Source organism: Mesorhizobium sp. M1328 (genome assembly GCF_040318075.1).
Lineage (GTDB): Bacteria > Pseudomonadota > Alphaproteobacteria > Rhizobiales > Rhizobiaceae > Mesorhizobium.
Genome location: NZ_JAMYLO010000010.1, coordinates 175249 through 199461 on the forward strand (window position 1 = coordinate 175249; position 24213 = coordinate 199461).

Annotated in this window: 17 protein-coding genes and 2 pseudogenes; 2 read left to right on the top strand and 17 right to left on the bottom strand. The window is 62.2% G+C overall.

The features are described 5' to 3' along the window. The first annotated feature begins 444 nt into the window (after positions 1–444). Entirely contained in the window at positions 445–1410 is a 966-nt protein-coding gene (locus NKH23_RS19255; RefSeq protein ID WP_352716518.1) for an alpha/beta fold hydrolase, read from the top strand. A gap of 267 nt (positions 1411–1677) precedes the next feature. On the opposite strand, the gene NKH23_RS19260 is transcribed toward NKH23_RS19255, so the two are convergent. The 16 genes and pseudogenes from NKH23_RS19260 to bglB all read right to left on the bottom strand — a co-directional run bounded on the left by NKH23_RS19260 (position 1678) and on the right by bglB (position 22572). Next, on the bottom strand, positions 1678–2382 hold the full coding sequence (locus NKH23_RS19260; protein ID WP_352716516.1) for a response regulator transcription factor: 705 nt from the start codon (positions 2380–2382) through the stop codon (positions 1678–1680). Next, positions 2372–2761, bottom strand: a complete 390-nt coding sequence (locus NKH23_RS19265) for a response regulator (RefSeq protein ID WP_352716514.1) — start codon at positions 2759–2761, stop codon at positions 2372–2374. Before NKH23_RS19265 ends, NKH23_RS19260 begins: the two co-directional genes overlap by 11 nt. A 2-nt stretch (positions 2762–2763) precedes the next feature. Next, a complete protein-coding gene (locus tag NKH23_RS19270; protein WP_352716513.1) occupies positions 2764–3405 on the bottom strand; it encodes a response regulator transcription factor in 642 nt (213 codons plus the stop codon). Further along, a complete protein-coding gene (locus tag NKH23_RS34635; protein WP_502912364.1) occupies positions 3402–3797 on the bottom strand; it encodes a sensor histidine kinase in 396 nt (131 codons plus the stop codon). Before NKH23_RS34635 ends, NKH23_RS19270 begins: the two co-directional genes overlap by 4 nt. Positions 3798–3884: 87 nt before the next feature. Beyond that, positions 3885–4061: pseudogene (locus tag NKH23_RS34640) on the bottom strand (histidine kinase dimerization/phospho-acceptor domain-containing protein); the annotation flags it as partial. A gap of 30 nt (positions 4062–4091) precedes the next feature. Beyond that, positions 4092–5837, bottom strand: a pseudogene (locus NKH23_RS19275) (MASE1 domain-containing protein); the annotation flags it as partial. A gap of 373 nt (positions 5838–6210) precedes the next feature. Then, on the bottom strand, positions 6211–10029 hold the full coding sequence (locus NKH23_RS19280) for a PAS domain-containing protein (RefSeq protein ID WP_353035158.1): 3819 nt from the start codon (positions 10027–10029) through the stop codon (positions 6211–6213). A gap of 442 nt (positions 10030–10471) precedes the next feature. Then, on the bottom strand, positions 10472–12052 hold the full coding sequence (locus tag NKH23_RS19285; protein WP_352912442.1) for an MFS transporter: 1581 nt from the start codon (positions 12050–12052) through the stop codon (positions 10472–10474). Next, on the bottom strand, positions 12049–13143 hold the full coding sequence (locus tag NKH23_RS19290; RefSeq protein ID WP_502909144.1) for an HlyD family secretion protein: 1095 nt from the start codon (positions 13141–13143) through the stop codon (positions 12049–12051). The genes NKH23_RS19285 and NKH23_RS19290 overlap by 4 nt, the downstream gene beginning before the upstream one ends. A gap of 461 nt (positions 13144–13604) precedes the next feature. Continuing rightward, the gene (locus tag NKH23_RS19295) at positions 13605–14693 is read right to left on the bottom strand and encodes an ABC transporter ATP-binding protein (RefSeq protein ID WP_352716507.1); all 1089 of its coding nucleotides are present in this window, start codon (positions 14691–14693) and stop codon (positions 13605–13607) included. Positions 14694–14700: 7 nt separating this feature from the next. Continuing rightward, positions 14701–15753, bottom strand: a complete 1053-nt coding sequence (locus tag NKH23_RS19300) for a carbohydrate ABC transporter permease (RefSeq protein WP_353035160.1) — start codon at positions 15751–15753, stop codon at positions 14701–14703. Further along, positions 15750–16772, bottom strand: coding sequence for a carbohydrate ABC transporter permease (locus NKH23_RS19305; RefSeq protein WP_352716504.1), 1023 nt, complete (start codon positions 16770–16772; stop codon positions 15750–15752). Before NKH23_RS19305 ends, NKH23_RS19300 begins: the two co-directional genes overlap by 4 nt. Further along, positions 16769–18037 carry an ABC transporter substrate-binding protein gene (locus NKH23_RS19310; RefSeq protein WP_352716502.1) on the bottom strand — a complete coding sequence of 423 codons (1269 nt, stop codon included), beginning with the start codon at positions 18035–18037 and terminating at the stop codon, positions 16769–16771. The genes NKH23_RS19305 and NKH23_RS19310 overlap by 4 nt, the downstream gene beginning before the upstream one ends. An 88-nt stretch (positions 18038–18125) precedes the next feature. Further along, positions 18126–20645, bottom strand: coding sequence for a hypothetical protein (locus tag NKH23_RS19315; RefSeq protein WP_502908381.1), 2520 nt, complete (start codon positions 20643–20645; stop codon positions 18126–18128). Then, positions 20642–21475, bottom strand: a complete 834-nt coding sequence (gene kduI, locus NKH23_RS19320) for a 5-dehydro-4-deoxy-D-glucuronate isomerase (RefSeq protein ID WP_352716500.1) — start codon at positions 21473–21475, stop codon at positions 20642–20644. Before kduI ends, NKH23_RS19315 begins: the two co-directional genes overlap by 4 nt. Beyond that, a complete protein-coding gene (gene bglB / locus NKH23_RS19325) occupies positions 21472–22572 on the bottom strand; it encodes a beta-galactosidase BglB (protein ID WP_352716498.1) in 1101 nt (366 codons plus the stop codon). Before bglB ends, kduI begins: the two co-directional genes overlap by 4 nt. Before the next feature lie 111 nt (positions 22573–22683). Between bglB and NKH23_RS19330 the strand changes: the two genes are divergently transcribed. Further along, the gene (locus tag NKH23_RS19330) at positions 22684–23751 is read left to right on the top strand and encodes a LacI family DNA-binding transcriptional regulator (RefSeq protein ID WP_352516539.1); all 1068 of its coding nucleotides are present in this window, start codon (positions 22684–22686) and stop codon (positions 23749–23751) included. Here the strand turns inward: NKH23_RS19330 and NKH23_RS19335 are convergent. Continuing rightward, complete coding sequence (locus tag NKH23_RS19335; RefSeq protein WP_352716497.1) at positions 23736–24206, bottom strand: flavin reductase family protein; 471 nt, start codon at positions 24204–24206, stop codon at positions 23736–23738. The genes NKH23_RS19330 and NKH23_RS19335 overlap by 16 nt on opposite strands. Between the last annotated feature and the right edge of the window lie 7 nt (positions 24207–24213).

Below are 24213 nucleotides of genomic sequence, written 5' to 3' on the forward strand. Positions count from 1 at the left end.
AGGAACAGGATGCACCGATCCGGGCCGCGAACCTATTCTACGGAAGCATCTGTCATACGATGCCAAGGTGCAGGGCAGGCACGCCGAGGTCCTGGAGCTGTCGCCGAGGTGGGGCTAAAATTGCCATGACGTTAGTGTCGTGCGCGACCCGCCGCTCGTGCGGCGGCCGCTACAAACAGAACCTATCAATCCGTATGAGGATCCGCTTCTCAAAACGAGAAGCGGCTGATCACGAGCAAGTCACCGCCCGAACGGACCGCGACAAGATTCGCCAATGTGGTCCTTATATTGAGGAATCAACTCACCGCCGGTTAGAGGCGTATATACTTATGTATACTGCGTGTTAGTATCGGGCCAAAGATCTGCTAGCTTTCGTTTTATAGACATTAAGCGGCATTTGCCGCTCTTGGATCCCTTTGGACCTCACAATCCCGGAGTGCTTTAATGCGCCTTAGCTTTCTTTCTGGTTTCCTCATTGCGGTCCTTGCTGCTGGACCATCGACTTCTGCCAACGCTTCGCGCTCAGACGTGCCGCTCGGACAATCGACTGACCTGTCGGCACGTATCGTCGACGGCAAGGCCGACGTTAACGGTGTGGTCTACCACTATTTGCTGGCGGTAGGCGGCCCGAAAACTGTTGTGTTGTTGCATGGTTGGGGCACGACCTCATACATGTGGCGCTTTGTAATGCCACAACTGGTGGCGCGCGGTTACACTGTACTTGCGCCCGATTTGCGCGGTTTGGGGGACACTGCCAAGCCTGCGGCCGGCTACGAAAAGGCGTCGATTGCCGAGGATATTCACGCACTCGTCAATCAGTTGAACCTTGGTCCGGTCGTCAATCTTGTCGGCCACGATATGGGTGGCATGGTGGTTTATTCCTATGCGGCGCAGCACCCAGAGGAAGTCGCCACATTGGCCATCCTTGACGTCCCACTGCCAGGCATCGAACCATGGAACGAATTGATCCAAGGCCCTCGCACTTGGCATTTTCGCTTCCATTCCGTACGCGACGTACCGGAAATGCTCATTGCCGGTCGCGAGCTTGAGTATTTAAAGTGGTTTCACAATGCAGAGGGGGTAAATGCTTGCGCGTTCGACAACGAAGCCGACGAAGTCTACGGGCGTTCCTATGCCCAGCCTGGCGCATTGCGCGCAGGCTTCGAGTACTACCGGGCTTTTCCCCGTGACGAAGAGCAGAACAAGGCCTTTGCAAAACACAAGCTAACGATGCCGGTACTCGGAATAAGCGGCTCAGGTGGCTTGGGATCGATGTACGAAGACCATCTCCGCCACGTCGCCGAAAACGTACGCGCCGTAGTAGTCGAGGGCTCAGGTCACTGGGTTCCGGAGGAGCAGCCAGCCGCCGTCACCAAGGCCCTGATCGAGTTCCTGCCGCCAGCATACTAAGCTTCGCTGATGCCTGAAGGCACAGCATTAGCGATAGTCGTCGTGATGGAGATACGGCCGCTCCAAAGCTTTCCCAATGCGTCGCTGCTAGCGGGGGATGCGCGGCAGAAGCTTGGCTGTGCAGCGTCAACATCAGATTACACGCGGCGGTTATCGCTCTAAGCTCTATAAAGGTTTTCCTGAGTCCGGATCGTCCTGGGCAAGCTTTTCTTAGCGAAGAAGCGCCCGCCGCCGGGCGATCCTATCGGACGGAGGCATGGTTCGGCCCTATTCGAAAGTCTTGGCCGCGCCGGCCTCGCGCATCGGCGGGGGCAGCGTTTCCCACGCCCGGATTAGCTCACCGATGGAAGCAGCTTCCATCTTGCGCATGACATTGCCGCGGTGAAGCTTGACGGTCACTTCACTGATGCCGAGGTCGAAGGCGATCTGCTTGTTGAGGCGTCCGCGCGCCACTTCTCGCAGAACCTCGCGCTCGCGCGGCGTCAGCGTCTCGACGCGCTCGATGTTGCGCTTGACGATCACCGCATCCGCCCGCCGCTTGGCGTCCACCGCAATGCCCGCGATCACGGCGTCAAGCAGCGTCTGATCCCGCACCGGTTTGGTCAGAAAGTCCACGGCGCCGGCCTTCATCGCCTGGACAGTCATCGGGATGTCGCCATGCCCGGTCAGGAAGATGATGGGTTTGGGGTTGCCGTTTTTCGCAAGATGGTGCTGCAGATCGAGACCGCTCGTCCCTGGCATGCGCACGTCGAGGATCAAGCAGCCGGGGCTCTCCAACACGTCGGCGTCAAGCAATTCACGGGTCGAGGTAAAGCACACCGGCAGAAAACCCGCCGACAGGATCAATTCAGACAGCGCCTCCCGAACAGAGGCATCATCATCGACAATAATGACCAGCGGCTGCTCGGCTTCAGCCCGCCGCTGCTGTGATGACGGCGTCGATCTCCGTAAGGGCAATTGGTCAACTCTCATGTTTAGCCTCCGTTTCTGGGTTGCGTAAAGCGTCGCCGATCGCCGCAAGCAGTGCCTGGCCATCGAACGGCTTGCGGAAAAGCCTGCCAATGCCCTTGGCGCGGTGCTGATCCACTATCTCGTGGCGGCCGGTGATCAGGAACACAGGCAGATCCGGACGCGCCTTCTTGACCAAGTCGCGAAGTTCAAAGCCGTCCATGCCGGGCATCCCGATGTCGGTGATAAGCATGTCCAATCCAGACAGGCCGCTGACCAGCAACGACCTCGCCGATGAGAAGCTGCGGGCCACATAGCCGGCGGACTCCAGAAGGTCCTCCAGCGACTCGAGCAGTCTTGGGTCATCGTCGACAATCGCCACGACAGGCCTCCGCTTGCCCACGCTCAGCTCCCCCCTGCCCGGCGCGAGTGCGTGATCGGTATTCCCAATCGCTCGGCGATGCGCACGAGGTCGGCGAGCGACGCCGCGACCATCTTCTGCATGACGTTCCTTCTATGAATTTCCAGCGTAACTTCGCTGATCCCCAGTTCAGCGGCCGCCTGCTTGTTGAGCAGGCCGCTGACCACCAGCGGCAGCACCTCACGTTCGCGCGGCGTCAGTTCGAGATAACGTTGCTTCAACACGCCCAGCTCGGCGCGCTCCGATCGCTGTGCCCGATCCAGGGCGATCGCTGCATGGATTGCGGCCATGAGGTCCGCATCACTGAAGGGCTTAGTCAGGAAATCTACGGCGCCGTGCTTGATCGCACGCACGGAGGACGGGATATCGCCATGTCCCGTCAGGAAAACGATCGGCGGATGATCGCCCTCGGCAATCTGCCGCTGCAGATCGAGGCCGTTAATATCCGGCAGCTCGATATCGAGGATGAGGCAGGCGGGGACGTCCGGCTTGTCAGCGCGGATATAATCGCCCGCCGATCCGAACGCTACGGCACGCATGCCGTGCGCAGCCAGCAGCTCACTGAGCGCCTCCCGGATGCGTTCATCGTCATCTACGATGAAGACAATTTGGCCGTCCGTCATCATGACGCTGCTTTCGCTTCAATCGGCAACGTGAAGATAAACGTCGCTCCACGTGGTTCGTTCTTCTCGACCCATAAACGCCCGCTATGCGACTCGATGATCGAACGGCAGATCGCCAGTCCCATGCCCATCCCTTGCTCTTTCGTGGTAAAGAACGGTTCGAATATCCGGTCGGGAAACTCGACGCCCCGGCCGCGATCGCTGACTTCGGTCTGGACAACATCCCCGATATGGCGCACGCGGATGCTGATAGCTCCGTCGTCCGCACCAGAGTCCATCGCCTCCATGCCGTTGCGGATGAGATTGACCAGAACCTGCTGGATTTGGACGCGATCGAACGCGACTAGCGGAATGTCGCTTCCGACATCAACACTGATGCGAACGCCCCGCCGCATCGCTTCCTCGGCCACGAGGTCGCGTGCCTCTGCGATGACACTGCTGAGCGTCGCATTGGTCCTCGTCTCTGTGGATTGCTTGAACAGCGCGCGGATGCGGCCGACGACGTCCGCCGCCGAATTGGCGTCCCGGATTATGCGCTCGGCCGTGATCTTCGCGCGTTCGACGTTCGGCGGGGCGGCGGACAGCCAACGGTGGCATGCATGGGAATTGGCGACGATCGCGGCCAGCGGCTGATTCACCTCGTGCGCGATCGAAGCGGAAAGCTCGGCGAGACTTGCAGCCTGAGTGGCTTGCGCGAGTTTGTCGGAGGCTTGTCGCAGCGCTTCCTGGGCGCGCACCTCTTCGTCGATGTCGAGGGAAACCCCGTACCATTGCACGACCGCCCCGTCCTCATCACGCCGCGGCTCGACCCTGCACTCCGCCCAGCGATAGCCATCTGTTTCGCGCCAGCGAAACCGCATCGCGGAACCGCCGCCTGTTTCGAAACAGGTCAGCAACGTGCGCAGCACCTCGGGAGCATCTTCGGGATGAACCAGTTCTTGCAGCAATTCCTCGATGCGCGGCTCTCCGAGCGTTTCGAAATTGGCGATCACGGAGCGGAAATGGTCCTGGTATCGCTTGTTGAAGTAGACCGGCCCGCCGGTCGGCACCGCGCTCCAGATGCGGACCGGCACAGCGTCGATCATCTGCTGAAGCTGCAATTCGCTCCGCCGCAGCGCCTCTTCGGCTTGCATCTGATCGTCTATGTCGTGACAGAGGCCGTACCACTGGACGATCAGGCCAGCGTGATCGCGCATCGGCTCTGCCCGGCTCGACATCCAGTGATAGACGCCATCGGCGCGGCGCAGGCGATACCTCATGGAGAAGCGCTCACCGGTGGCAAGGCAGTGACTGAGCGTATCGCCGAATGCTGCTGCGTCGTCCGGATGGACGGTGGACGCTATCATCGCCGCCAGCCGGCTGATGCCCTGTTTGTCCAAATCCGTTACGTCGAGGCGGAGAAAGTCGACCATTCGCTTGTTGAAAAAGGTCGGCTCGCCGTCCGGCGTCAGGCGCCAAACGTGGCTCGGAACCATGTCGACAAGCTGCGAGAGCTCCCGCTCCCGGTCGCCCAATGCCTCAAGGCTTTCACGCAAGGTGAGCACCGCCGCCTGATGCTGCCGGGATATGGCGGCCACGACGAGCGCCGAAAATGCCGAGATGGCCAGAAAAAGCTGCAGCATGATCTGGTTGTGCTTCTGGGACTCGGGATCGCCGGCAAATTGGCTGGCGCCGGATATCGTGAATACCGCCGTGATCAGAGCGAGGACGGCCAATGCTACGGCGGCGCCTCTGAACTCAAAGCGCACTGCGGCCCAAAGAAGAGGCGGCATGATGATGTAGGCGAAGGGCAGATAGCCGCTCAAGGAAAGGGCGGCGATACCAAGAAAAATCAGCCCCAGGACGCAAGCTTCCATCCACCGCGCTGCCGAGAGCTGCGCCTTGCCGCGCCAGTTCTGGAACACGACCAGCGCCAGTGGCGCTACGATCAGGACTCCCGTCGCGTCTCCGATCCACCACAGCGGCCAAGCCGTCGCAAAGGTTTGCGATTGTATGCCAAACCACGCAAGCGCCGCACTTCCCACCGTCGCGCTTGCAACTGGCGCAATTCCAGCGGCCAGTACGACGAATGCGAGAACGTCCCGCAACGTTTCCAGCCGAACTGGGCGCTTGCAGGTCTGGTTCACAAGCCATGCGCCGGCCACCGCTTCAAGAGCGTTGCCGGCAAAGATCAGGAAGGCCGCGGGCAGCGGAGTGTGGAACCACAAGAAGTTGCTGAACAGTTCGGCCAGACAGGCCCCCAGCACCCACCACGGCCAGCTATACCTGGAGGCGAAGACAAGTGTAGCGATGAACAGCCCGCTCGGAGGCCAAATGGAAATCCCTGTTCCGGGTATGATTGCGAGCGACTGGGCGAATCCGCAGCCCAGGACATAGGCCGTAATAAAAAGCCCCAGATGCAAGAGTTGGGGACGGTGCGACCAGACGCGCGACAACCTGCCTCTTTCAAGATCGCTGCTCATGTTGCCGCGAATCAGGCCCGGTTCATTCGTCGCGAAAGGTCGGCCACTTCCCGGTCCGGATCGGTCCAAGTCATGCGTTAACGCGCGCGTTGCGTTGGAATCGGTCTCGCCAAGTGAGTTGGGCGCTGTCGTCATCGGGTGCCCCTCACGGACAAACAAACTCTGGAGATTGTCGGCGCTTCGTGTAGCACTTGCTCTTGATAGCTGGACTGGGCTGACGGACTCACGTCGCCACCCTAATCCCGCCACGCCCCAACCGCACCTCATGGAAATCCATGCATTGCACGGGGCGGCGGCGCCCCTTCACCGAGAGCCGAAAAACCAAGCGCTTACTGAGCGCCGCCAGTTATTGCGCAGCTTTCGCTTCAGCCGGGAGGGTGAAGATGAATGTCGCCCCACGCGGCACGCTATTCTCCGCCCAAAGGCGTCCGCCGTGAGACTCGATGATCGAACGGGAGATCGCGAGCCCCATGCCCATTCCGTTCCCTTTCGTCGTAAAGAACGGCTCGAATATCTTGTCAGGATGTTCGACTCCTGGGCCGCGGTCGCTGACATCGATCTGGATTTTGTCCTCTATCCGGCGCACGCGTATCCCAAGAACCTTGTCGCCAGCAATGGCGTCCATCGCGTCCACGCCGTTGCGGATGAGATTGACCAAAACCTGCTGGATCTGGACGCGATCGAACACGACGAGCGGAAGGTTGCTTTCGATGTCGACATCCATGCGAACGCGACGCCGCATGGCTTCCTCAGCCATGAGGTCACGCGCTTCGGCAATGACACTTGGGATCGGCATACTGGTTCTCATTTCAAGGGATGGCCTGAACAAGGCGCGGATGCGGCTGACGACATCCGCCGCCGAGTTAGCATCGCGGATGATGCGCTCGGCCGTGATCTTCGCGCGCTCGAGGTTCGGGGGATCGGCGGCCAGCCAACGATAGCAGGCGTGTGAGTTGGCCACGATCGCTGCCAGTGGCTGGTTCACCTCATGCGCGATAGACGCCGAAAGCTCGGCGAGGCTTGCCGCCTGGCTCGCCCGTGCAAGTCGCTCTTGCGCCAGACGCAGCTCCTCCTGCGCCCGAACCTCACCGTCGATGTCCAGGCAGATAACATTCCACTGCACAATGGCGCCTTCGGCATTGCGCATCGGCGCCGCGCGCGTGTCGACCCAGAGATATTCGCCATCGAAGCGCCGTAGACGGTGCTTCCGCGAGTATGGCTCGCCGGTCGACAACGAATGTGCGTACTGCTCCTTGACTCCCGCGACGTCGTCGGGATGAACGCCGGCGTCGAGTGTGCCGGCCAACCGGGATTTTCCCGCATCATCCAATTCTTCAAGTTCGTAGCCGAGGAATTCGCGGAGCTGCTGGCTGCGATACATCGGCTCGCCGTCCGGCGCAGCGCAATCGATCATTACGGGCAGGGTTTCGACGAGTTGCCAGAGCGAGCGCTCCCTTTCTCGCAGCGCTTCCTGAGAAATTACAAAATCGTGGATGTCGACGTTGGCGCCGTACCACCGGATTGTGCGACCGCTCTCATCGCGGAGCGGATCCGCGCGTCCCTCAGTCCAGCGGTATGCACCGTCCCATCGCCGGTTACGAAACTTCAGCTCGAACGGTTCACCCGTGCTGAAGGAATGGGTTAGAGCTCCCAGCAATACGGCCCTGTCCTCCGGATGGACGATGGTTTCAATGGCGCTCGGCAATCCTGGAGCATCAAAATCTTCCAGCTTCAGGCCGATATAGTCCACCATAGTTTTGTTAATGTATGCTGGCTCGCCGCCTGGCGTTACGCACCAGATCTGCATTGGCACTGTATCTATGAGCTGCTGAAGCTGCCGCTCGCTGCGTCGCAGCGCCTCTTCGACGCGCAGCTGATCATCGACGTCGTGTGAGAGGCCGTACCACTGGACGATGCGTGCGCTCTCATCCCGCAGTGGCTCCGCGCTGCCTTCCACCCAGCGGTAGACGCCATCCGCACGCCGCAGGCGATACTTCTTGGAGAAGCGCTCGCCGGTGACGAGGGAATGGTTGAGCGCTTCCCTAAGGCTGTCCGCATCATCGGGATGGACGGCGGCTTTTATGACGGCTGTCAGCCGGCTCATGCCCTGCTTGTCTGTGTCTGCTATGTCCATGCCGAGAAAATTTATCAGGCGCTTATTGAAGAAGGTCGGCTCGCCCTCTGGGCTCAACCGCCAGAGCAGGCTGGGAACCATATCCACGAGTTGCGAGAGCTCCCGCTCCCGATCGCGCAGCGCTTCCTGTGCGCGCATCTCATCGTCGATGTCGATGGAAACTACGTACCATTGCACAATCGCTTCGCTTTGATCTCGCAGCGGTTCCCCGCGACCATCAACCCAGCGATACGCACCGTCCGCACGACGCATACGATACTTCAAGGAGAAGGGGTCGCCGGTGGCGAAGGAGTGGCGGGCCGTCTCCAGCAAGTTAGCCGCATCATCGGGATGGACGAGGGTCCCTATGACTGCAGCCAGCCGGCTCATGCCCGGCTTGTCCAAAGCCGCTACGTCGTCCAGACCGAAAAAGTCCAGCAAGCGCTTGTTGAAGAAGGTCGGCTCGCCGTCCGGCGTCAGACGCCTGATCTGGACCGGGACCATGTTCACGAGTTGCGAGAGCTCGCGCTCCCGATCGCGCAACGCCTCTTGCGCGCGCACCTCATCATCGATGTCGAGACAGAGGCCATACCATTGGACGATGCGTCCGTCCTGATCCCGTATCGGGTCCGCCCGGCTCGACATCCAGTGATAGACGCCGTCGGCGCGGCGCAGGCGATGTCTCATAGAGAAGGGCTCGCCGGTGGCGAGGCAATGGTGGAGCGCGTTTCGGAACGCTGCTGCGTCGTCTGGATGGATTGTCTCTATGACCACCTCCAGCCGACTCATCCCCGGCTTGTCCGCATCCGCTACGTTCAGGCCGAGGAAATCGACCATGCGCTTGTTGAAGAAAATCGGCTCGCCGTCCGGAGCCAGCCGCCAGATGTGGCTCGGAACCATGTCCACGAGCTGTGAGAGCTCACGCTCCCGATAGCGCAACGCCGCGACGGTTTTCTTGTAAACGTCGATGTCAAGCGCGATGCCAAACCATCCCGTGATACGATTTTGACTGTCGCGCACTGGTCGTGCCGCGGTTCGAGCCCAGACATAGATGCCGGTCGCGCGCCGAAAGCGAAACTCGACATTAAAATGATCGCCGGTCTCCAGGCAGTGACGCCATGCGGCGGCGATCTGGTCATAGTCATCCGGATGAAGCAACCGCTTCCAGCCGGTATGACCCTCCTTCAACGAAGCATTCAGATCCTCCAGCGTCACCCCGAGGGAATTCTGGGCAAACGGGTGCAGGTAGATCCACCTACCGGCCGCATCGAATGCCCATCCGTTGCCGAATATGGTCTCGACGACCCTCGCCGACCGGATTGCTTCGGCTTCGTTTTCGCCCGACGGGTCTGACGCTGTCGTAGTTGGCCGAGGCTCCCTGTCTGTCACCAGATCGTCGATATCGACACTTACACTGTACCCCGGCTCTGAGCGGGTTTCGGTCCAACGATAGTTACCGTCGGCCTTGAGTTGCCGATGTCTTGTGACTTGTGGGACGCCCGTCCAGAAGGCGCGCGCGGCCGCATGAGCCGCCGCAGCCCGGTCGTCCGGATGAATAACCTTCAGCGAATGCGGTACGTCGGGCGCGGCTTTTTCCTCAAGCGCAGCATTGGCGACATCCGCGAATCGCTTACTGACGACGGACGGAACATCGCCGTCGATCACTGCACCGTACCATGCATGGATACGACCTTGGCTGTCGCGCAATGGCTGTCCCGAACTTCGCCCCCAACCGTAAGCACCACTCGGGCGCAAAATGCGGTGCTCGACATTGTAATGCTCACCTGATTGCAGACAGCGACGCCATGTGGCGACGGCGCCGTCATAATCGTCTGGATGGATTATCCGCTTCCAACCAGAACGGCCCTCTTCCGAAGGCGAATTGAGTTCCTCCAACGTCATGCCAAGAAGCGAAAGCGCCGCCGGAGTCACGTAGGTGAATTTGCCGGCGGCGTCGGTCGCCCATGCGTTACCGACCACGTTTTCGATGATCCGCGCCGCTCGCAATGCTTCGGAGTCGGTTTCGTCAAGTGAGTTGGACGCTGCTGTCATGGGCTACTCCTGCCGGACAAAGGAACTGTCAGCGCTTCGTATAGCACTTGTTCCCTATCTGGACAGGCGAACTCACGGCCCCAAGTCTAATACCGCCATGCCCCCGCGTCTCATGGACATCCGTGCATTAAACGGAATGTGGGTGCTGCGGCCGCCTTTACGGAAGCTGGAAAAGGCCGGATGCTCCTGCGCGCGTAACGATCGCCTCGTGCAAGGAGCGACTGGAATGACGCATCAAAGAGTGGCAGCGCCACTCACCGCTGGAAAGCGCGCGCCGGACAGGTAAGACCCTCGCCTGCCTCTCCGTTGGCTGCAGAGCGAAACCGGAAAAACCCCTGCATTCGTCATCCCTATCTCGTCCAGTTGACACGGCTCATGAGATAATCTGGAAGCCTCTCCCGACCAATACATCTGTTCCAAAGTATAGGGCGTGGACGCGGTTTTAGTTCTGCGGAGCGGCTTGGCGGCCGAGCAATTGTTTGGCGACAATGAGACAGGGCGCAGCGACCGCGAACAGCAGGACGAGCGCGAAGAAAGCTTCGTCGAACGAGATCGTGGCGGCCTGCTTCTCAAGCGCGCGCTGCAGCAGCGGCAGGGCGGCCTTGGTCGCCGCAGTGCTGTCGACACTGTTCGCCAGAGCGTTCGCAGCGGCTCTCAAGCGCTGGTCTACGGCTGGATCGCCATTGACGAGGTGGGACGCCAGTATCGTCCGATTGTGGGCATTCTGGTGATCAATATACGTTTGCAAGAGGGCTGTGCCCGTCAGACCGCCCACCTGCTTGCCGAAGTTGAACAGCCCGATGCCGAACGGCAGCGCATTGGCGGCAAGGCGCTGCAGCGTAACCAGCGTCAGTGCCACGAACAGAAGGCCGAGGCCGAATCCTCGCAGCAGCAGAGCAAGGGTCAGGTCCGGTGATCCGCTACCGCTCGTCGAAGCGGACAGCAGCCACATGGCGCCTGCGAAGAGGAGAATACCAAATGGCGCAAGCGTGATCGGGCGGATCCCGGTCCTTTGGATGACGAAGCCGGACAACAGAAGTCCAAGTGCGAGCATGGCTCCGCTGGGCAGCAGAAGCACTCCTGCGCCCGTGGCGGTAAAATCGAGCACGTTGAGGGCAAAAGCCGGAATGAGATAGGCGCTGCCTGAAAGAGCAGAGCCGGCGACGAAGCTGACGAGAAGGCCGAAGCGAAAGTCCGGATTGCCAAGGGGCGAGATGGCCAGCAGTGAGCCTTCTGAACGAAAGCGGGTCTCCCAGACGGCCAGAAGGCCGGCGGCCGTCACACCGGTTGCGGCAAGGAAGGTGATGTCGGTGTCGTCGAACCAGTTGAACCTGCTGCCTTGCAGCAGGACGTATGTCAAAAGCGCGGCGCCGATGCCGAGCAACAATATTTCGACGGCAGGAAACCTGGTTTTCCGCCAAAAGGTCCGATCGCCGTCCGCCGCCAGAAGGAGAAGGGAGACGATGCCGAGCGGAATGATGCTCAGGAATATCCACTCCCAGGTCAGATGGTCGACAAGCCAGCCCTGCAGGGCCGGCGTGACAGTCGTCGGAGCCATGACGGCGCCTACGGCAAAAACCGCCTGAACGACGGGCTGATGCCGGTGCGGGAAGCGAAAGAACAGTAGTGTCTGGCCAGCGACGAGAACTGTGCCGCCGGCCAGCCCTTGCACAATGCGGCAGATGCAAATCCAGGTGAGGTCCACCGACAACGTCAAGGTCGCGGATGCCAGCAGAAGGGCGACAACCCCCGCGCGCAGGCAGGCGGTCGGCCTGGCTGCCGTCACAAGAAGCGGAGCGACAAGGAACGCCGTCAGCTTGGCCGCTATGAAAACAACGTCGATCATCGCCAGTTCGTCCAACGTTGCGTAGGTGTCGCCGAGCATGTCGATCCGGCCGATGGACAGTGCGGTGGATGCGACCGCGTCCATGAAGGCGGCCAGCACGACGCCGGTTGCTATCAAGGAAGCGCGCAGGGTGCCGGGATGGCGCTGCACAGCCGCCGTTTCGGCGAGGTGCATCATTGTGCTGAGCGCCCGTCCGCGGTCCCGCCTGTCTGCATTTCCTGCGCTACTGCCGGAGCATCCCTGGTGCCGACGGTGATGGCAACACGAGCCGAGAGTCCCGGAACCAGGCGGCCGGGCAACGGATTGCGCGTCATCCTGATCTTGACCGGCACGCGTTGGACGACGCGGATGAAGTTGCCGGTAGCATTGTCCGGCGGAAGCAGGCTGAATGCCACGCCGCTGCCGGGAGCGAAGCTGTCGACAAGGCCGTCGATTTGCAGATCGGGATATTCATCAACCATGACGCGGACGCGTTGGCCGATCTCAACCTGCCTCAGCTGTGTTTCCTTGAAGTTGGCGACGATCCAGACATCGTTAACCGGAACGATGTCCAGGGCTGCCGTCCCTGGGGTGACATAGCGGCCGACACGGATCTGGCGATTGCCGACGATGCCGTCGACCGGGGCCCTCACGACGGTGTTGGCCAGGTCGAGCATTGCCAGGTCGAGCGCTGCCTGTGCCTGCGACAGGGCTGCCTGCGCACCGGACAATTGTGCATCCAGGACACCGAGCTTCAACTTTTGAGCCAGCAGATTGGCCTCTGCACCGTCCAGCGATGCCTTTGCCTTGTCATGGCCGGCCTGCGCATCCTGCAGCTTCTGATCGCTTGCGGTCCCGTTCTTCTGCAGCGTGACGTAGCGGTTCAGGTTGGCGCGGGCGAATTGCAGGTCGGCTGCGGCAGATTGCTTCTGCGCCTCAGCCTGCGCGATCAATGCGTCCTGCAGTTCACGAGTTGCCTTGATGTTGGCGATTTCCGCCTGCCGGGCGGCGACGTTGGCTTTCGCCTGCTCCGCCTTGGCCTTGTAGTCGCTGTCGTCGATGCGAAACAGGACAGCACCCTTAGACACACTGGCATTGTCGTCTATGTCGACTTCGACGACGTAACCGGCAAGCTTCGGAGCGATGCTGGTAATGTCTCCGCGGAGATAGGCATTATCGGTCGTTTCCTCGAACCGTCCCCTCGTGAACCATTGCCAGCTCCAAATAGCTGCCATTGGAATCACCATAAGGGCAACGATGGCAATTGCGATCTTGCGGGCTCGGCTCATGATTGCCTCGACACCCGGTCGATGCGCTCGCTATCGAAGGAGGTATCCGTCTTCCGAAGAGCGAGATGTTCGGCAAGGCTGGAAGCCCACGGTGCGCAGTACAGTTTCACGAGAACGTCTCCGTCGAGCTGCGGTTCTGCAACAAAGCAGAACTGCAGAACGATCGCGGATTTCACGGCCTCGCCGCTATCACGCGGACGAACATCCCATCTGCCCTGATCGGTGGTTCGTACTGAACCTCAGCACAGGTCGCATTATCAGTCAGCCGGATTCCTCAGGCGCGCGAACGTGCCGGCGCGAACCTCCGTATTGCCGAAGACCGTGGCAGCAATGATCGCAGAGAGCGCCCTCTTGAAGAGTTCGGTTGTCTTAACGTTCACCTATTTGACAAGCGCGCAACACGCGTTCGCTGTGCGGCAGTTGCGACGGTTCATGAAAGCAACCCGCTATCTTGCCGCCGGCTAACGCGGTGCGACACGCAGCCCGGCGGCATCGAAGAGATGCATGCGCTCCGGCGGCAGAGCGAGGTTGATCGGCGGCCCTTGCGATTCAACGCCCTGCTGCTTGAGAACGGCGATGAGTTTGCTGTCGCCGGCAATGGTGGCGTGGACAACGGTTTCCGGTCCCAACGCCTCGGCCAGCGTTACCCGCGCTTCCACCGATCCCTTGCTGCCATCCGAAAGTTGGATGTCGTGTGGCCGGATGCCAAGCGTCGCGTCGTCTCCCGGTTTCAGCGCGACCCCGTCGGCCGCGACCGAGGCCGACAGCCCGCCCGGACCTTCGACACGCACCTCACCAGCGCTTGCCGAACGCACCTTTACCGGCAGCAGGTTCATCCGCGGCGCGCCGATGAAGCCGGCGACGAACAGGTTGGCCGGCGCGTTGTAGAGATCGAGCGGCCGGCCGACCTGTTCGATCCGCCCCGAGCGCATGACCACGATGCGGTCCGCCAGCGTCATCGCCTCGATCTGGTCATGGGTGACGTAGATCATCGTGGTTGCCAGCCGCCGGTGCAGGCCCGCCAGTTCAGCGCGCATGGTGATGCGCAGTTCGGCATCGAGGTTGGACAGCGGTTCATCGAGTAGAAAGGCGGTCGGATTGCGCACCACCGCACGGCCGATCGCCACGCGCTGCTTCTGGCCGCCCGACAATTGACCGGGCCGGCGGTCGAGATAGGGAGCAATTTCCAGCATGCGCGTCGCTTCCGTGATCCGCGCGTCGATCTCGGCTTTCGGCATACGGATGTTTTCGAGCCCGAAGGCGAGGTTCTGGCGCACGCTCATGTGCGGGTAGAGCGCGTAAGACTGGAACACCATCGCCAGACCGCGCTGTGCGGCCGAAACGTTGGTGACGTCGACCCCGTCGATCTCGATCTTGCCGTCGGTCGGCCGATCGAGTCCGGCAATCAGCCGCAGCAGCGTGGACTTGCCGCAACCCGACGGGCCGACGAGGACCAGCATCTCGCCGTCACCGACGTCGAGATTGATGCCGTGCAAGATCTTCATCTTGCCGTAAGCGCGATCGATGTTGGTCAGCGTTATCCGTCCCATGACATCCTCACTTCAGCCCGGTGCCGGCAATGCCGGAAGTGATGTAACGCTGCAGGAAGACGAAGACGAGGACGACGGGGATCATCGTCACCACGGTCATCGCCAGGATGTAGTGCCACTGCACGTTTAGCTGGCCGGCATAGGTGTTGAGGCCGACCTGGAGTGTGTAGAGTTCCTTGCGCGACAGCACCACCAGCGGCCACAGAAAGTCGTTCCAGCGCCAGACGACCGAGAAGATCGCCAGCACGGCGAGCGCCGGTGCTGCAAGCGGCAATACGATGCGCCAGTAGATCTGCCATTCGGAAGCGTTGTCCATGCGCGCCGCATCGAGCAGCTCGTCGGGGATGGTCAGCATATATTGGCGCAGCAGGAAGACGCCGGTCGGCGTCGCTACCGTCGGCAAGATCACGCCCCACAGCGAATCGAGCAGCCCGACGGCGCCCACCACCGAATAGAGCGGCACCAGGATGACCGACAGCGGCACCATCAGCGTACCGACGATCACAAGCATCGTCAGATCGCGGCCGCGGAACTTGTATTTCGACAGGGCGAAGGCGGCCATCGAATTGGTGAGCAGCGTGATCAGCGTCGCCATTGCCGTCACAAAAACCGAATTGCGCAGATAGCGCAGGAAGTCGAAATGGACGAAGGGCTCGGTGTAGTTCTCCGTCGCGAAGCCGATTTCGCGCACCGGCTGCCGGTCGGCGATGTTGACCTTGACGATATCGTTCGGCGCCTGCGGGTCGACCATCTGCGCCATGATGCCGATGCGCCGCACCTCGGCCAGCACCTTGGTCGAACCATCCGGCAGCTTCACCCTGTAGAGGGCCAGCGGCTTGTCGTAGCCTTCAACCCTCGCCTGTTGGCTGACATAAGGCATTATGGTCGGCGGGAACTCGGCAAGCTGGGCCGGCGTCTTGAATGACGAACCCACCAGCCAGACGGCCGGACCGAACATGATGACAACACCGCCGAGCAGCCACAGCCAGCTCACGATATCCGTCCAATGCCAGCCGCGACCGCCGCGCCGGCGGGTCAGGAATGTCATGACGCCGCTCATTCGCGGGCTCCTTTCCGCTCACCCCGGCGTCCGACCTGCAGCTGAACCAAGGTGAGCACGACCAGCACCAACCCCATCAGAATCGAAGCCGCCGAAGCCAGCCCCGGATTGCGCAGCAGGGAGGCGAAGCCGATCTCATAGATGTACTGCGTGATATAGAGGGTCGAGGTTCCCGGCCCTCCACCCGTCAGCACATAGACTTCGTCGAAGATCTGCACGGCGCGGATCAGCGTCAGTACGATGACGACAAGCAGATTCGGCATCAGCAGCGGCAGCGTGATGCGCCAGAACACCCGCGCCGGCTTCGTGCCGTCCATCTCGGCCGCTTCGTAAAGGTCGCGCGGGATCGCCTGCAATCCGGCAAGCAGGATCAGCGTATAGAAGCCCATATGTGCCCAGACCGAAACGCTGACGGCGGCGGTGAAAGCCCAGAAACGGTCGGTCAGCCAGTTGTGCGGCTCGCCGCCCATATCATGGACGATCAGGTTGAGCAGGCCCTGGCGCTGCAGGATCCAACGCCAGATCAGGCCGGTGACGACGGGCGACAGCAGCACCGGAAAGAAGAACACCGCGCGCCAGAAGCTGCGCCCGACGATCTCGCGGTTGAGGATCAGCGCTGTCGCCATCGACACGACCGTCATCAGCGCCACCTGCACGACGACGAACAGACCGGTATTGTGCACGGCCTTCCAGAAGAGATCCTCGTGGCAAGTGGCAGTGTCCAGATAGTTGCCGCAATCGAGCAGGCGCTGGTATTGCTCGAGCCCCACATAGGTTCGGTCCTGCAGGAAGTAGGCCGTTCCCGACGTGGCCGAATAGAAGAAGTTGATGATCATCGGCACCAGGACGAAAATGCCGAAGATCGCCATGTTTGGGGCGAGGAAGAACGCGGCCATGCCGCCGGTGCCCGTCGCGCGCTGCCAGAACTTCAGCGGCACGTTGACGATCGATGCCAGCCACACGACCGGCGCCGCGAGGGCGGCGCCAATCCATGTCTTCAGTGTCGCGGCGGCGGTCACTTCGCCTCGGCAACCTTGTCGGCGATATCCTGGTCGATCCTGCCCCAGGCATCGTCGAGGCTGAGCTCGCCGGCCATCACCTGGCTGACGCGCGTCACCAGCGCGGCAAAGTAAGCGTTGGCCCACTTCCACGGCGGCATTGCATCGGCCGCCGGCAGGGTTTCGCCCGCCGCCTTGACGAACTTGTCGAGCGCGGGACCGACGTTCTTGTCGGCCGAGACCCATTTCAGCCCGCCCTTGTCTACGACGCCCTTGTGCGCGGGCAGAAACAGCGTGCGCTCGCTGAACTCTTTCACCACGTCTTCACGGGCCAGATAATCCATGACCTTGGCGACGTCCTTGGGATTCTTCGTATATTTGATGGCGACCAGCGCCGCGCCGCCCTTCACGCCCGAACAGCCTGCGGTACCGCAGGGCGAGCCGGTCGCCACCCAGTCGAAACTGTCGCCGATCTTGGTCGACAGATTGGCGACCTGCCAGCTGCCCGAATAGTAGAACGGGATCTGGGCGTTGATGAAGTCGTCGGCGGCCGCGCGATAGGTCGAGCCTGCCGCCGACACCCAGGTATCCTTCAGCATCAGGCCCTTGGCGGTCCAGTCGACGAGCTTGCCGACGAACGCCTTGGTGCCGTCGTCCACTTTCGCCGGCATACCATCGGGGCCGATATAGTTCGCTCCAAAGGAGACATTCGGACCCGAAATGCGGTGACCGGAACGGTCGATGGCGAAGGCAGCCGGAAGCTGCTGGCTCTTCGCCACTTCGGCGGCGGCGTTGATCCAGTCGTCCCAGGTCGCCTTGTCGCCGGGCAGCGGCACGCCGGCCTGTTCGAACAGCGTCTTGTTGGCGAAGCCGCCGGTGAGCGTGAGCTGGGTCATGAAACCCGGGATGGCGTTGGAGCCGTCGGGGCGCATCCAGTCCAGCGTGTCAGCGAAATTGTCCTCCCAATATTTCGGGTCAGCCACCAGTGGCCTGAGATCGAGCCAGTGCTGGGCAAGCTCCTTGATGTTGGTGACGCGGGCGATGTCCGGGCCCTGGCCGGCTTCGAGCTGGATGGGCAGCTGCTCCTGGATCACCTTGTAGGCGACGTTGTCGAGCGTGACGTGGATGTCGGGATTGTCCTTCATGAAGCGGTTCAGAATGTCCTGGATGACATCGCCTTCGACACCGTCCGAATACCACATGATGCGCACGTCGCCGGCAAACGCGCTGGTCGATGCGAGCAGACTGACCGATAGCGCGGCCAGCAAAGTGCGGGACTTATTCATGCTTTCGTCTCCTCCTTTAGCGGGGCGGCGCCCCGATAGTTCAAGCCGCTACGCCCTCTCCTCTTGAGCGTCGCAGCCGATTTCCTCCCTACTCTGTGTGCTTCATGCGCATCGCCTCACCGCGCACGGTCCAGTTGGTCGGATCGAGTGTACGTCCCTCAGCCACGATCCTTGCGTCGGCGAGGAAATGCACCGTGCCGTACTCCGGATCCTCGACGATCAACTCGCCGTCGGGACCCGACCGCACCGACAGGCCGGCAAAGGCGTCCGCCCAGGCGTCGAGCGCCGGCAGATTGGCATTCCGGTCACCGAGGCGAATGATCCACGTCGTCCTGCGTCCCGCCGCCCGCAGCTCGTTGCCGGCGGTCGGGCCGGCCACGACCTGCGTGAGAGGCACATCCGTCTTCAGCATGACGAAGGCGTCGCCGGATTGCGCGAACGCCCGATCGCCACCCACTTGCACGGCATCGAAGGCACGTGCGGGGAACCAGGCGTGCGTGAAGTCGGGCTGTTCATCCGAGCAGGAGAAGCTGACGATGGCGAGGTCGCGATATTGGTGAAGCCGGGGCAAAGTGCCTGAGCCGCCCCAATATGATGGTCTGCCATATCCCGACTGCAGCACTTCGCCGGGGTGGTTGATCCAGATCTGCGCATCCGGATTCTTGCCCAGCCGGGCGTGAATGACGGTCTCCTGATAACCCCATTGATTCCAGCGATAGCCAGCGGCGCTGCCCATCGCATGGTTGCGCGTCTTGTAGTGGTAGAGCCGCGCGAAGCGGTCTTGTCCCTGCGCGAAAGTCCATTCCCACGCCGTATCGTCGGTGAGGGAAGCAATTGGTGCCAACCCGTCCGGAACGCTCAAATCGTGATCCCGCAGGCACAGTGCCAGCTGTGGCAGCGCATGAAAGCGCATGCCGTAATTGCCCTTGCCCCAAAGCATGCGGCAGATGCCGGATAATTCCAGCGAACGCGCGGCGCGCAGCGTGTGCTCGTAGGAGCGGCCCTGCGCCCCGGTGAGGATGCCGCGATGCGCCGAGCGGGCGACGATTTCAAGCAGGCGTATGATTGCCTTGCCGGCACGTTCGGCGATGTCCTTGTCCGGGGCCAGCGCGTAGAGCGCGCACAGGCCCTTGAGGTCGATGGGAAAATAAGGCGCCGAGTTGAACTCGGCCATCTCCCATGCCTCGAAATGGTCGAGCCAGGCCCGCACCCGCGCGGCTCCCACCGCGGACTGTTCGCGGCCAAGGCGGCCCGACCGCACGAACCGCACATCAGGCAACAGGCCCCCAGCAATATAAGCGGCGGTGTGGAAGAGCAACGCGTGGTTCTCGGAGAAGTACCACTGCACATCATTGCCGGGCTCGTCCATCCAGTAGCGATAGCCGAGGATGGCGTTGTCGACGCGCGCGCGCAGGCTCACTTCCAGCCGATCGCCATAGGCCTTGCGGCACCACAGCAGCGGCACCAGGATGAAGTCGGCGCAATCGTGACAATCCTCGATCGCCGGCAGCGTACCGGAGATCATGGCGTCGGTCTCGGCGCCCTGCTGGCCGATCGCCAGGCGCGCCAGTGCGCGCACGGTGTCGGCCTCGGCGTGACCGGCGACCTCACGCAAGGCCTCATTAATACGCGCGGTAAGCGTTTCCGGCGCATCGCCCTGACGGCGCGCGTGGCATATCTCGACGCCGAAGACACGCGATACGGCATGGTCTGCGACCGTCAGCGCCACCTTGAAATGGCGAAAGTCGGCCGGCAGCTGCTCGGTATCGGCGATCGGCAGCCGCGTCTGGCCCGCCGGCAGATCGAAGGCGAAGCGCACCGGCGTCTCGATCGACATGAAATCGCCCTCGATCTCGACCTCGACTTGCGCGTCGCGCGGCAGGGCCACGCCGGTGACAAGCGCCACCTCGCCGCCGTCATAGGCGGGACGCTCGAAATGCATGTCGTCGAGGGCTGCTTCCATCGCATCGGCAACGCCGCTCTCGACTTCGATCGGCAGTGCGACCGAAGCAGCCGGACCGGATAGATAGTCGAGCTGGAAATAGTAGCGGGCGTCGCGCTCTGCGAGATCGTCGAACCATATGCGAATGTCGTTGCGGCCGGCCCTCAGCGCGATCTTGAAGTGCTCGGCACTTTCCAGATTGCGGCCGTAGGGCGCCATCCAGCCGGCTTCCTCACCATTGGCAAAGAGTATGGCGCCGCCGCATGTGCGCAGCCGCACCATCACCTCGCCAGTCGAGGCCGCCTCGATGGTGGTCTCGGCCCAGGTTCCAAGCACCGTCGGCCGGAACCAGAAGCCCGATAGGTCGATGCGCGGCGAGGCGAAGGGCAGCCAAATGCGCTCGGCGCCGAATTCGGCGCTGACCTGTGGTCGCTTGCCGCGTCGTTCCGCTGCGAACTGCGTGCGGCACGGATATTCATGGGGAATGAAATTCTTGTGCTTGGTCAGGAAGAAGAAGGGATCCATCTCGCCTTGCATGGGCTGGTCGGCCACATCGTAGCGTTGCTCGGCGATAGACCCGAGCCGCCAATAGACGATTGGCTGCCCCGCCATGAGCGGCCGGCGCAGCGTAAAGTCCGTCCGAACGCTTTGCGCGGCCTCGCTCATCGCAAATCCTTCACGGCAACTGGATCGACATCGGTGTAGGCCTGGTTCTCGCCGGTCATGCCCCAGACGAAAGCATAGGGGCCGGTGCCGGCACCCATATGGATAGACCAGGCGGGCGACAGGACAACGTCACCGTCGGCGACCATCAGGTGGCGCGTCTTGTCTGGCCGGCCCATCAGATGGATTACACGGTCGGCCTCGGCGAGGTCGAAGTAGCAATAAGCTTCCATGCGCCGCTCGTGCAGATGCGGCGGCATGGTGTTCCACACACTGCCCGGCGCGAGGTCGGTGATCCCCATCAGCAAGAGGCAGGACGGGGCCACTTCGGGATGGATGTACATGCGCAGCGTGCGCCTGTTCGCGCGGGCCTCCTCGCCGAGCACAAGCGGCTTGGCTTCGCTGTTGACGATGAGACGGTGCGCAATATCGGCGCCGGCCGGCACCGAGTTCATGTAGAAGCGTGCCGGCCTCTCCGGATCGTCGCTCTCCAGCGTCACCTCACGCGCTCCGCGTCCGACATAGACGATGTCGCGGTTAGCCGCGGGAAAGCGCCGGCCGTCCACCGCGACCGCACCATTGCCGCCGAGATTGGCGATGCCCATCTCGCGCGCGTCAAAGAAGAGCGGCGTGCCGACTTCGGCCCCGTTGCCGAATGCCAGCGGGTTGGCCAGCGGCACCGCGCCACCGACGATCATGCGGTCGACATGGGTGTAGACGAATTCGATCGCGCCAGGCCGGAACAAGCCGTCGACCAAGAACTCGGCCCTCAGCCGGTCCGTGTCCATACCGGCAATATCGCCCGGCGACGCGCCATAGAGCGTCCGCATCATGCCGCCTCCACCTTCGACTGCAGATGCCGCGCCCCTTCGGTCAGGCACAGAATGGCCAGCGCCTGCCCGTAGCCCGTCGGATGGATCGGTATATCGCGATAGAACTGCAGGTCGGCGCCCATGCGTGTGCCATAGGACACGTTCGCCACCACGCCTTTGTCATCGATGTTCGCCACCACGGCTGCCAACGCGCGGAGGCCGGCGGCACGGCACTCTGTCGAGCCGATTCCGAGCCGCACGGCCTTCATCAACCCGTAGCCGAAGCCGGCCGTGGCGGAAATCTCCTCGTAAGACGTCGGGTCGTCGAGCAGAGTGTGCCATGCGCCCGAACCTGCCTGCACCTCGAGCAGGGCGTTGATCTGCGTCTCCAGCACGCCGAGCAGATAGGCCCGGACCGAGGGGGCAATTTCGGCGAACTCCACCAGTTCGAGGATACCGACGGTAATCCAGGCATTGCCTCTCGCCCAACGCGCACGGGCGAAATTGTGCCGTCCCGCGAAGGTCCAGCCGTGAAACCACAGCCCTGATGCCGGGTCGGCGAGATAACGGGCGTGGACCAGGAATTGCCTTTCTGCTTCTTCGACGAAGCGACGCTGACCGGCAGCCTGGCCGTAGGATGCGAGGAACAGCGCCACCATGAACAGCGTGTCGTCCCACAATTCGTCGTCGTTGACCCGATCCGAAACATCGTGCTGGAAACCGCCCTCCGGCGTCCGCGGCAAGGCGGTGACTACCTGCTCGGCCCATTCGCGCAGGACCGGCTCGAAGCGCGGCTGGCGCCGGCGCCGCCACAATTCACTTAGCGCCAACAGAGGCGCGGTGGTGTTGACGTTCATCGCCGGAAGACCGGCAGCGATGCGTCGGTCGTACCAAGCCTCGATCGTCTGCAGCAGCCGATCGTCACCGGTCTGCGCCCACAGCCGAACCAGCCCGTAGAGCCCGACGCCCTGCGGCCATTCCCAGCTGTCGAAGCTGACATAGTCGCCCGGCGTGCCGTCGAGATTCGGCTCATGGAACCGCCCGTCATGACGCAAGCCGGTCATGCCGGCCACGAGGCTGGCAAGCGCGGAATTCAGGCGTTCGGCCGATAGCGGCATAACTCCTCCCGTTTCTCCCGCTTCATCAGAACTGTTTCACAGCCATTTTTCTTGCGCAATCTGAAAATTTTTTGCATTAATCGGATGACTTTGGCGGAGGTGACGGAGCGCATGAGTATCCAGGGCAAGCGCGGCCGCCCCAGCCGCCGCATTCGACTTGAGGAGATCGCGGCGCGTTGCGGCGTGTCGGTCAGCACCGCCTCTCGTGCGCTGAGCGGAGTCGGCGGCGTGAGGAACGAGCTTCGCACCAGGATCATCGAAACGGCGAAGTCGATGAACTATGCCATTCCCGCCTCGGTTGCCGGCCGCAAGGTCATCCTGGCCGCAAGCAGCGTGGCAATGGTGGACAGTGCCCGCAATCAGTTCACCTACCATGTCCTTGATGGGCTCAACGAGCGCGCCCGGTTGCTGGGCGTCGAACTCGTGACCCGGCCGGTTTCGGCGCCCGAGGACGAAATCGCGCTGCTGCGTGAATCCGAGCGCGATGACAGCGTCGCCGGCTGTCTGTTTCTGACGCTGGACGATGACGATGTGCTGACGCTGACAGCCGGATTCGCCAAGCCGATCGTGCTCGTCAACGGCGACGATCCCTCGATGCGCCATTCGAGCGTGACGCCCTGCAATCGCTCTGCCGCCATGCTTGCCGCGCAGCATCTGATCGGCCTCGGCCACCGCCGCATCCTGTTCCTGATGCGGCGTGGCCGGCGCACGATCGAGCGGCGCTACGAAGGTTGGCGCGACGCGCTGATCACGGCCGGCATTGCCGGCTTCGACGACTTCGTGGTCGAGGTGCAGGACTGGTTGCCGGAACTTGCAAGCAGGGCCGTGACCGAGCGCATCGCGGCCCGCGGCCTCGATTTCACCGCCGTGCTGACGGCTGGCGACAGCTTGGCGTTTGGTGCCATCGCCGGCGTCCAGGAGGCCGGATATTCGGTGCCTGGCGATGTGTCCGTGGTCGGTATGGACGACTTGCCGCTCGCTGCCTTCTGCAACCCGCCGCTGACGGCGATGCACATTCCTATGCGCGAGATCGGATCGGCTGCGCTTAGCCTGCTGCTCGACGACATGGCCCATTCGGGGTCGCCGCCACGTCGCGTCGAACTTGCCTGCAATCTCGTGGTGCGCCAATCGACGGCACCAGCCCGGAGCGGCGCCGGCGGTCATCAACTGGCCTCTTGAGCGCGCGACTTGCCGCCAGCAAAGAGCAGCGGCAAACCCTCTTGCGTCTGCAGTTCAAGGACACGTCCAAGCAGGATCATATGGTCGCCAGCCGGGAAGCGGTCGGCGACGCTGCATTCGAACCGCGCCAATGCGCGCGGCAGCAATGGCACGCCGTGCTCGCTCCACGACAGGTCAAGATCGGCAAAGTCCGTCCCCGACTTCGAAAAACGCCAGCACAGATCGATTTGATCTTCCGCCAGCACGTGAATGGCGTAGTGCGCGGAATTGGCGAAGGCTTCGAACCGGCGCGAGTGGCGGCCGATAGACCACAGCACCAGCGGCGGATTGAGCGACACGGATGAGAAGCTGTTGGCAGTGATTGCGACCGGGCCGTCGGCCGTGCCGGTGGTGACGACCGTGACGCCGGTGGCGAAACGCCCAAAGGCGTTGCGCAAAAGGCGGGGATCACACACAACATGC

Bases quoted from the DNA above. Each gene is read 5' to 3' on its own strand.
- NKH23_RS19270 (WP_352716513.1), bottom strand. From the start codon at position 3,405: ATGATGACGGACGGCCAAATTGTCTTCATCGTAGATGACGATGAACGC.
- NKH23_RS19285 (WP_352912442.1), bottom strand. From the start codon at position 12,052: ATGATGCACCTCGCCGAAACGGCGGCTGTGCAGCGCCATCCCGGCACC.
- bglB (WP_352716498.1), bottom strand. From the start codon at position 22,572: ATGCCGCTATCGGCCGAACGCCTGAATTCCGCGCTTGCCAGCCTCGTG.
- NKH23_RS19255 (WP_352716518.1), top strand. From the start codon at position 445: ATGCGCCTTAGCTTTCTTTCTGGTTTCCTCATTGCGGTCCTTGCTGCT.
- NKH23_RS19290 (WP_502909144.1), bottom strand. From the start codon at position 13,143: ATGAGCCGAGCCCGCAAGATCGCAATTGCCATCGTTGCCCTTATGGTG.
- NKH23_RS19300 (WP_353035160.1), bottom strand. From the start codon at position 15,753: ATGAGCGGCGTCATGACATTCCTGACCCGCCGGCGCGGCGGTCGCGGC.
- NKH23_RS19330 (WP_352516539.1), top strand. From the start codon at position 22,684: ATGAGTATCCAGGGCAAGCGCGGCCGCCCCAGCCGCCGCATTCGACTT.
- NKH23_RS19280 (WP_353035158.1), bottom strand. From the start codon at position 10,029: ATGACAGCAGCGTCCAACTCACTTGACGAAACCGACTCCGAAGCATTG.
- NKH23_RS19295 (WP_352716507.1), bottom strand. From the start codon at position 14,693: ATGGGACGGATAACGCTGACCAACATCGATCGCGCTTACGGCAAGATG.
- NKH23_RS19310 (WP_352716502.1), bottom strand. From the start codon at position 18,037: ATGAATAAGTCCCGCACTTTGCTGGCCGCGCTATCGGTCAGTCTGCTC.
- NKH23_RS34635 (WP_502912364.1), bottom strand. From the start codon at position 3,797: ATGCGGCGGGGCGTTCGCATCAGTGTTGATGTCGGAAGCGACATTCCG.
- NKH23_RS19315 (WP_502908381.1), bottom strand. From the start codon at position 20,645: ATGAGCGAGGCCGCGCAAAGCGTTCGGACGGACTTTACGCTGCGCCGG.
- kduI (WP_352716500.1), bottom strand. From the start codon at position 21,475: ATGATGCGGACGCTCTATGGCGCGTCGCCGGGCGATATTGCCGGTATG.
- NKH23_RS19260 (WP_352716516.1), bottom strand. From the start codon at position 2,382: ATGAGAGTTGACCAATTGCCCTTACGGAGATCGACGCCGTCATCACAG.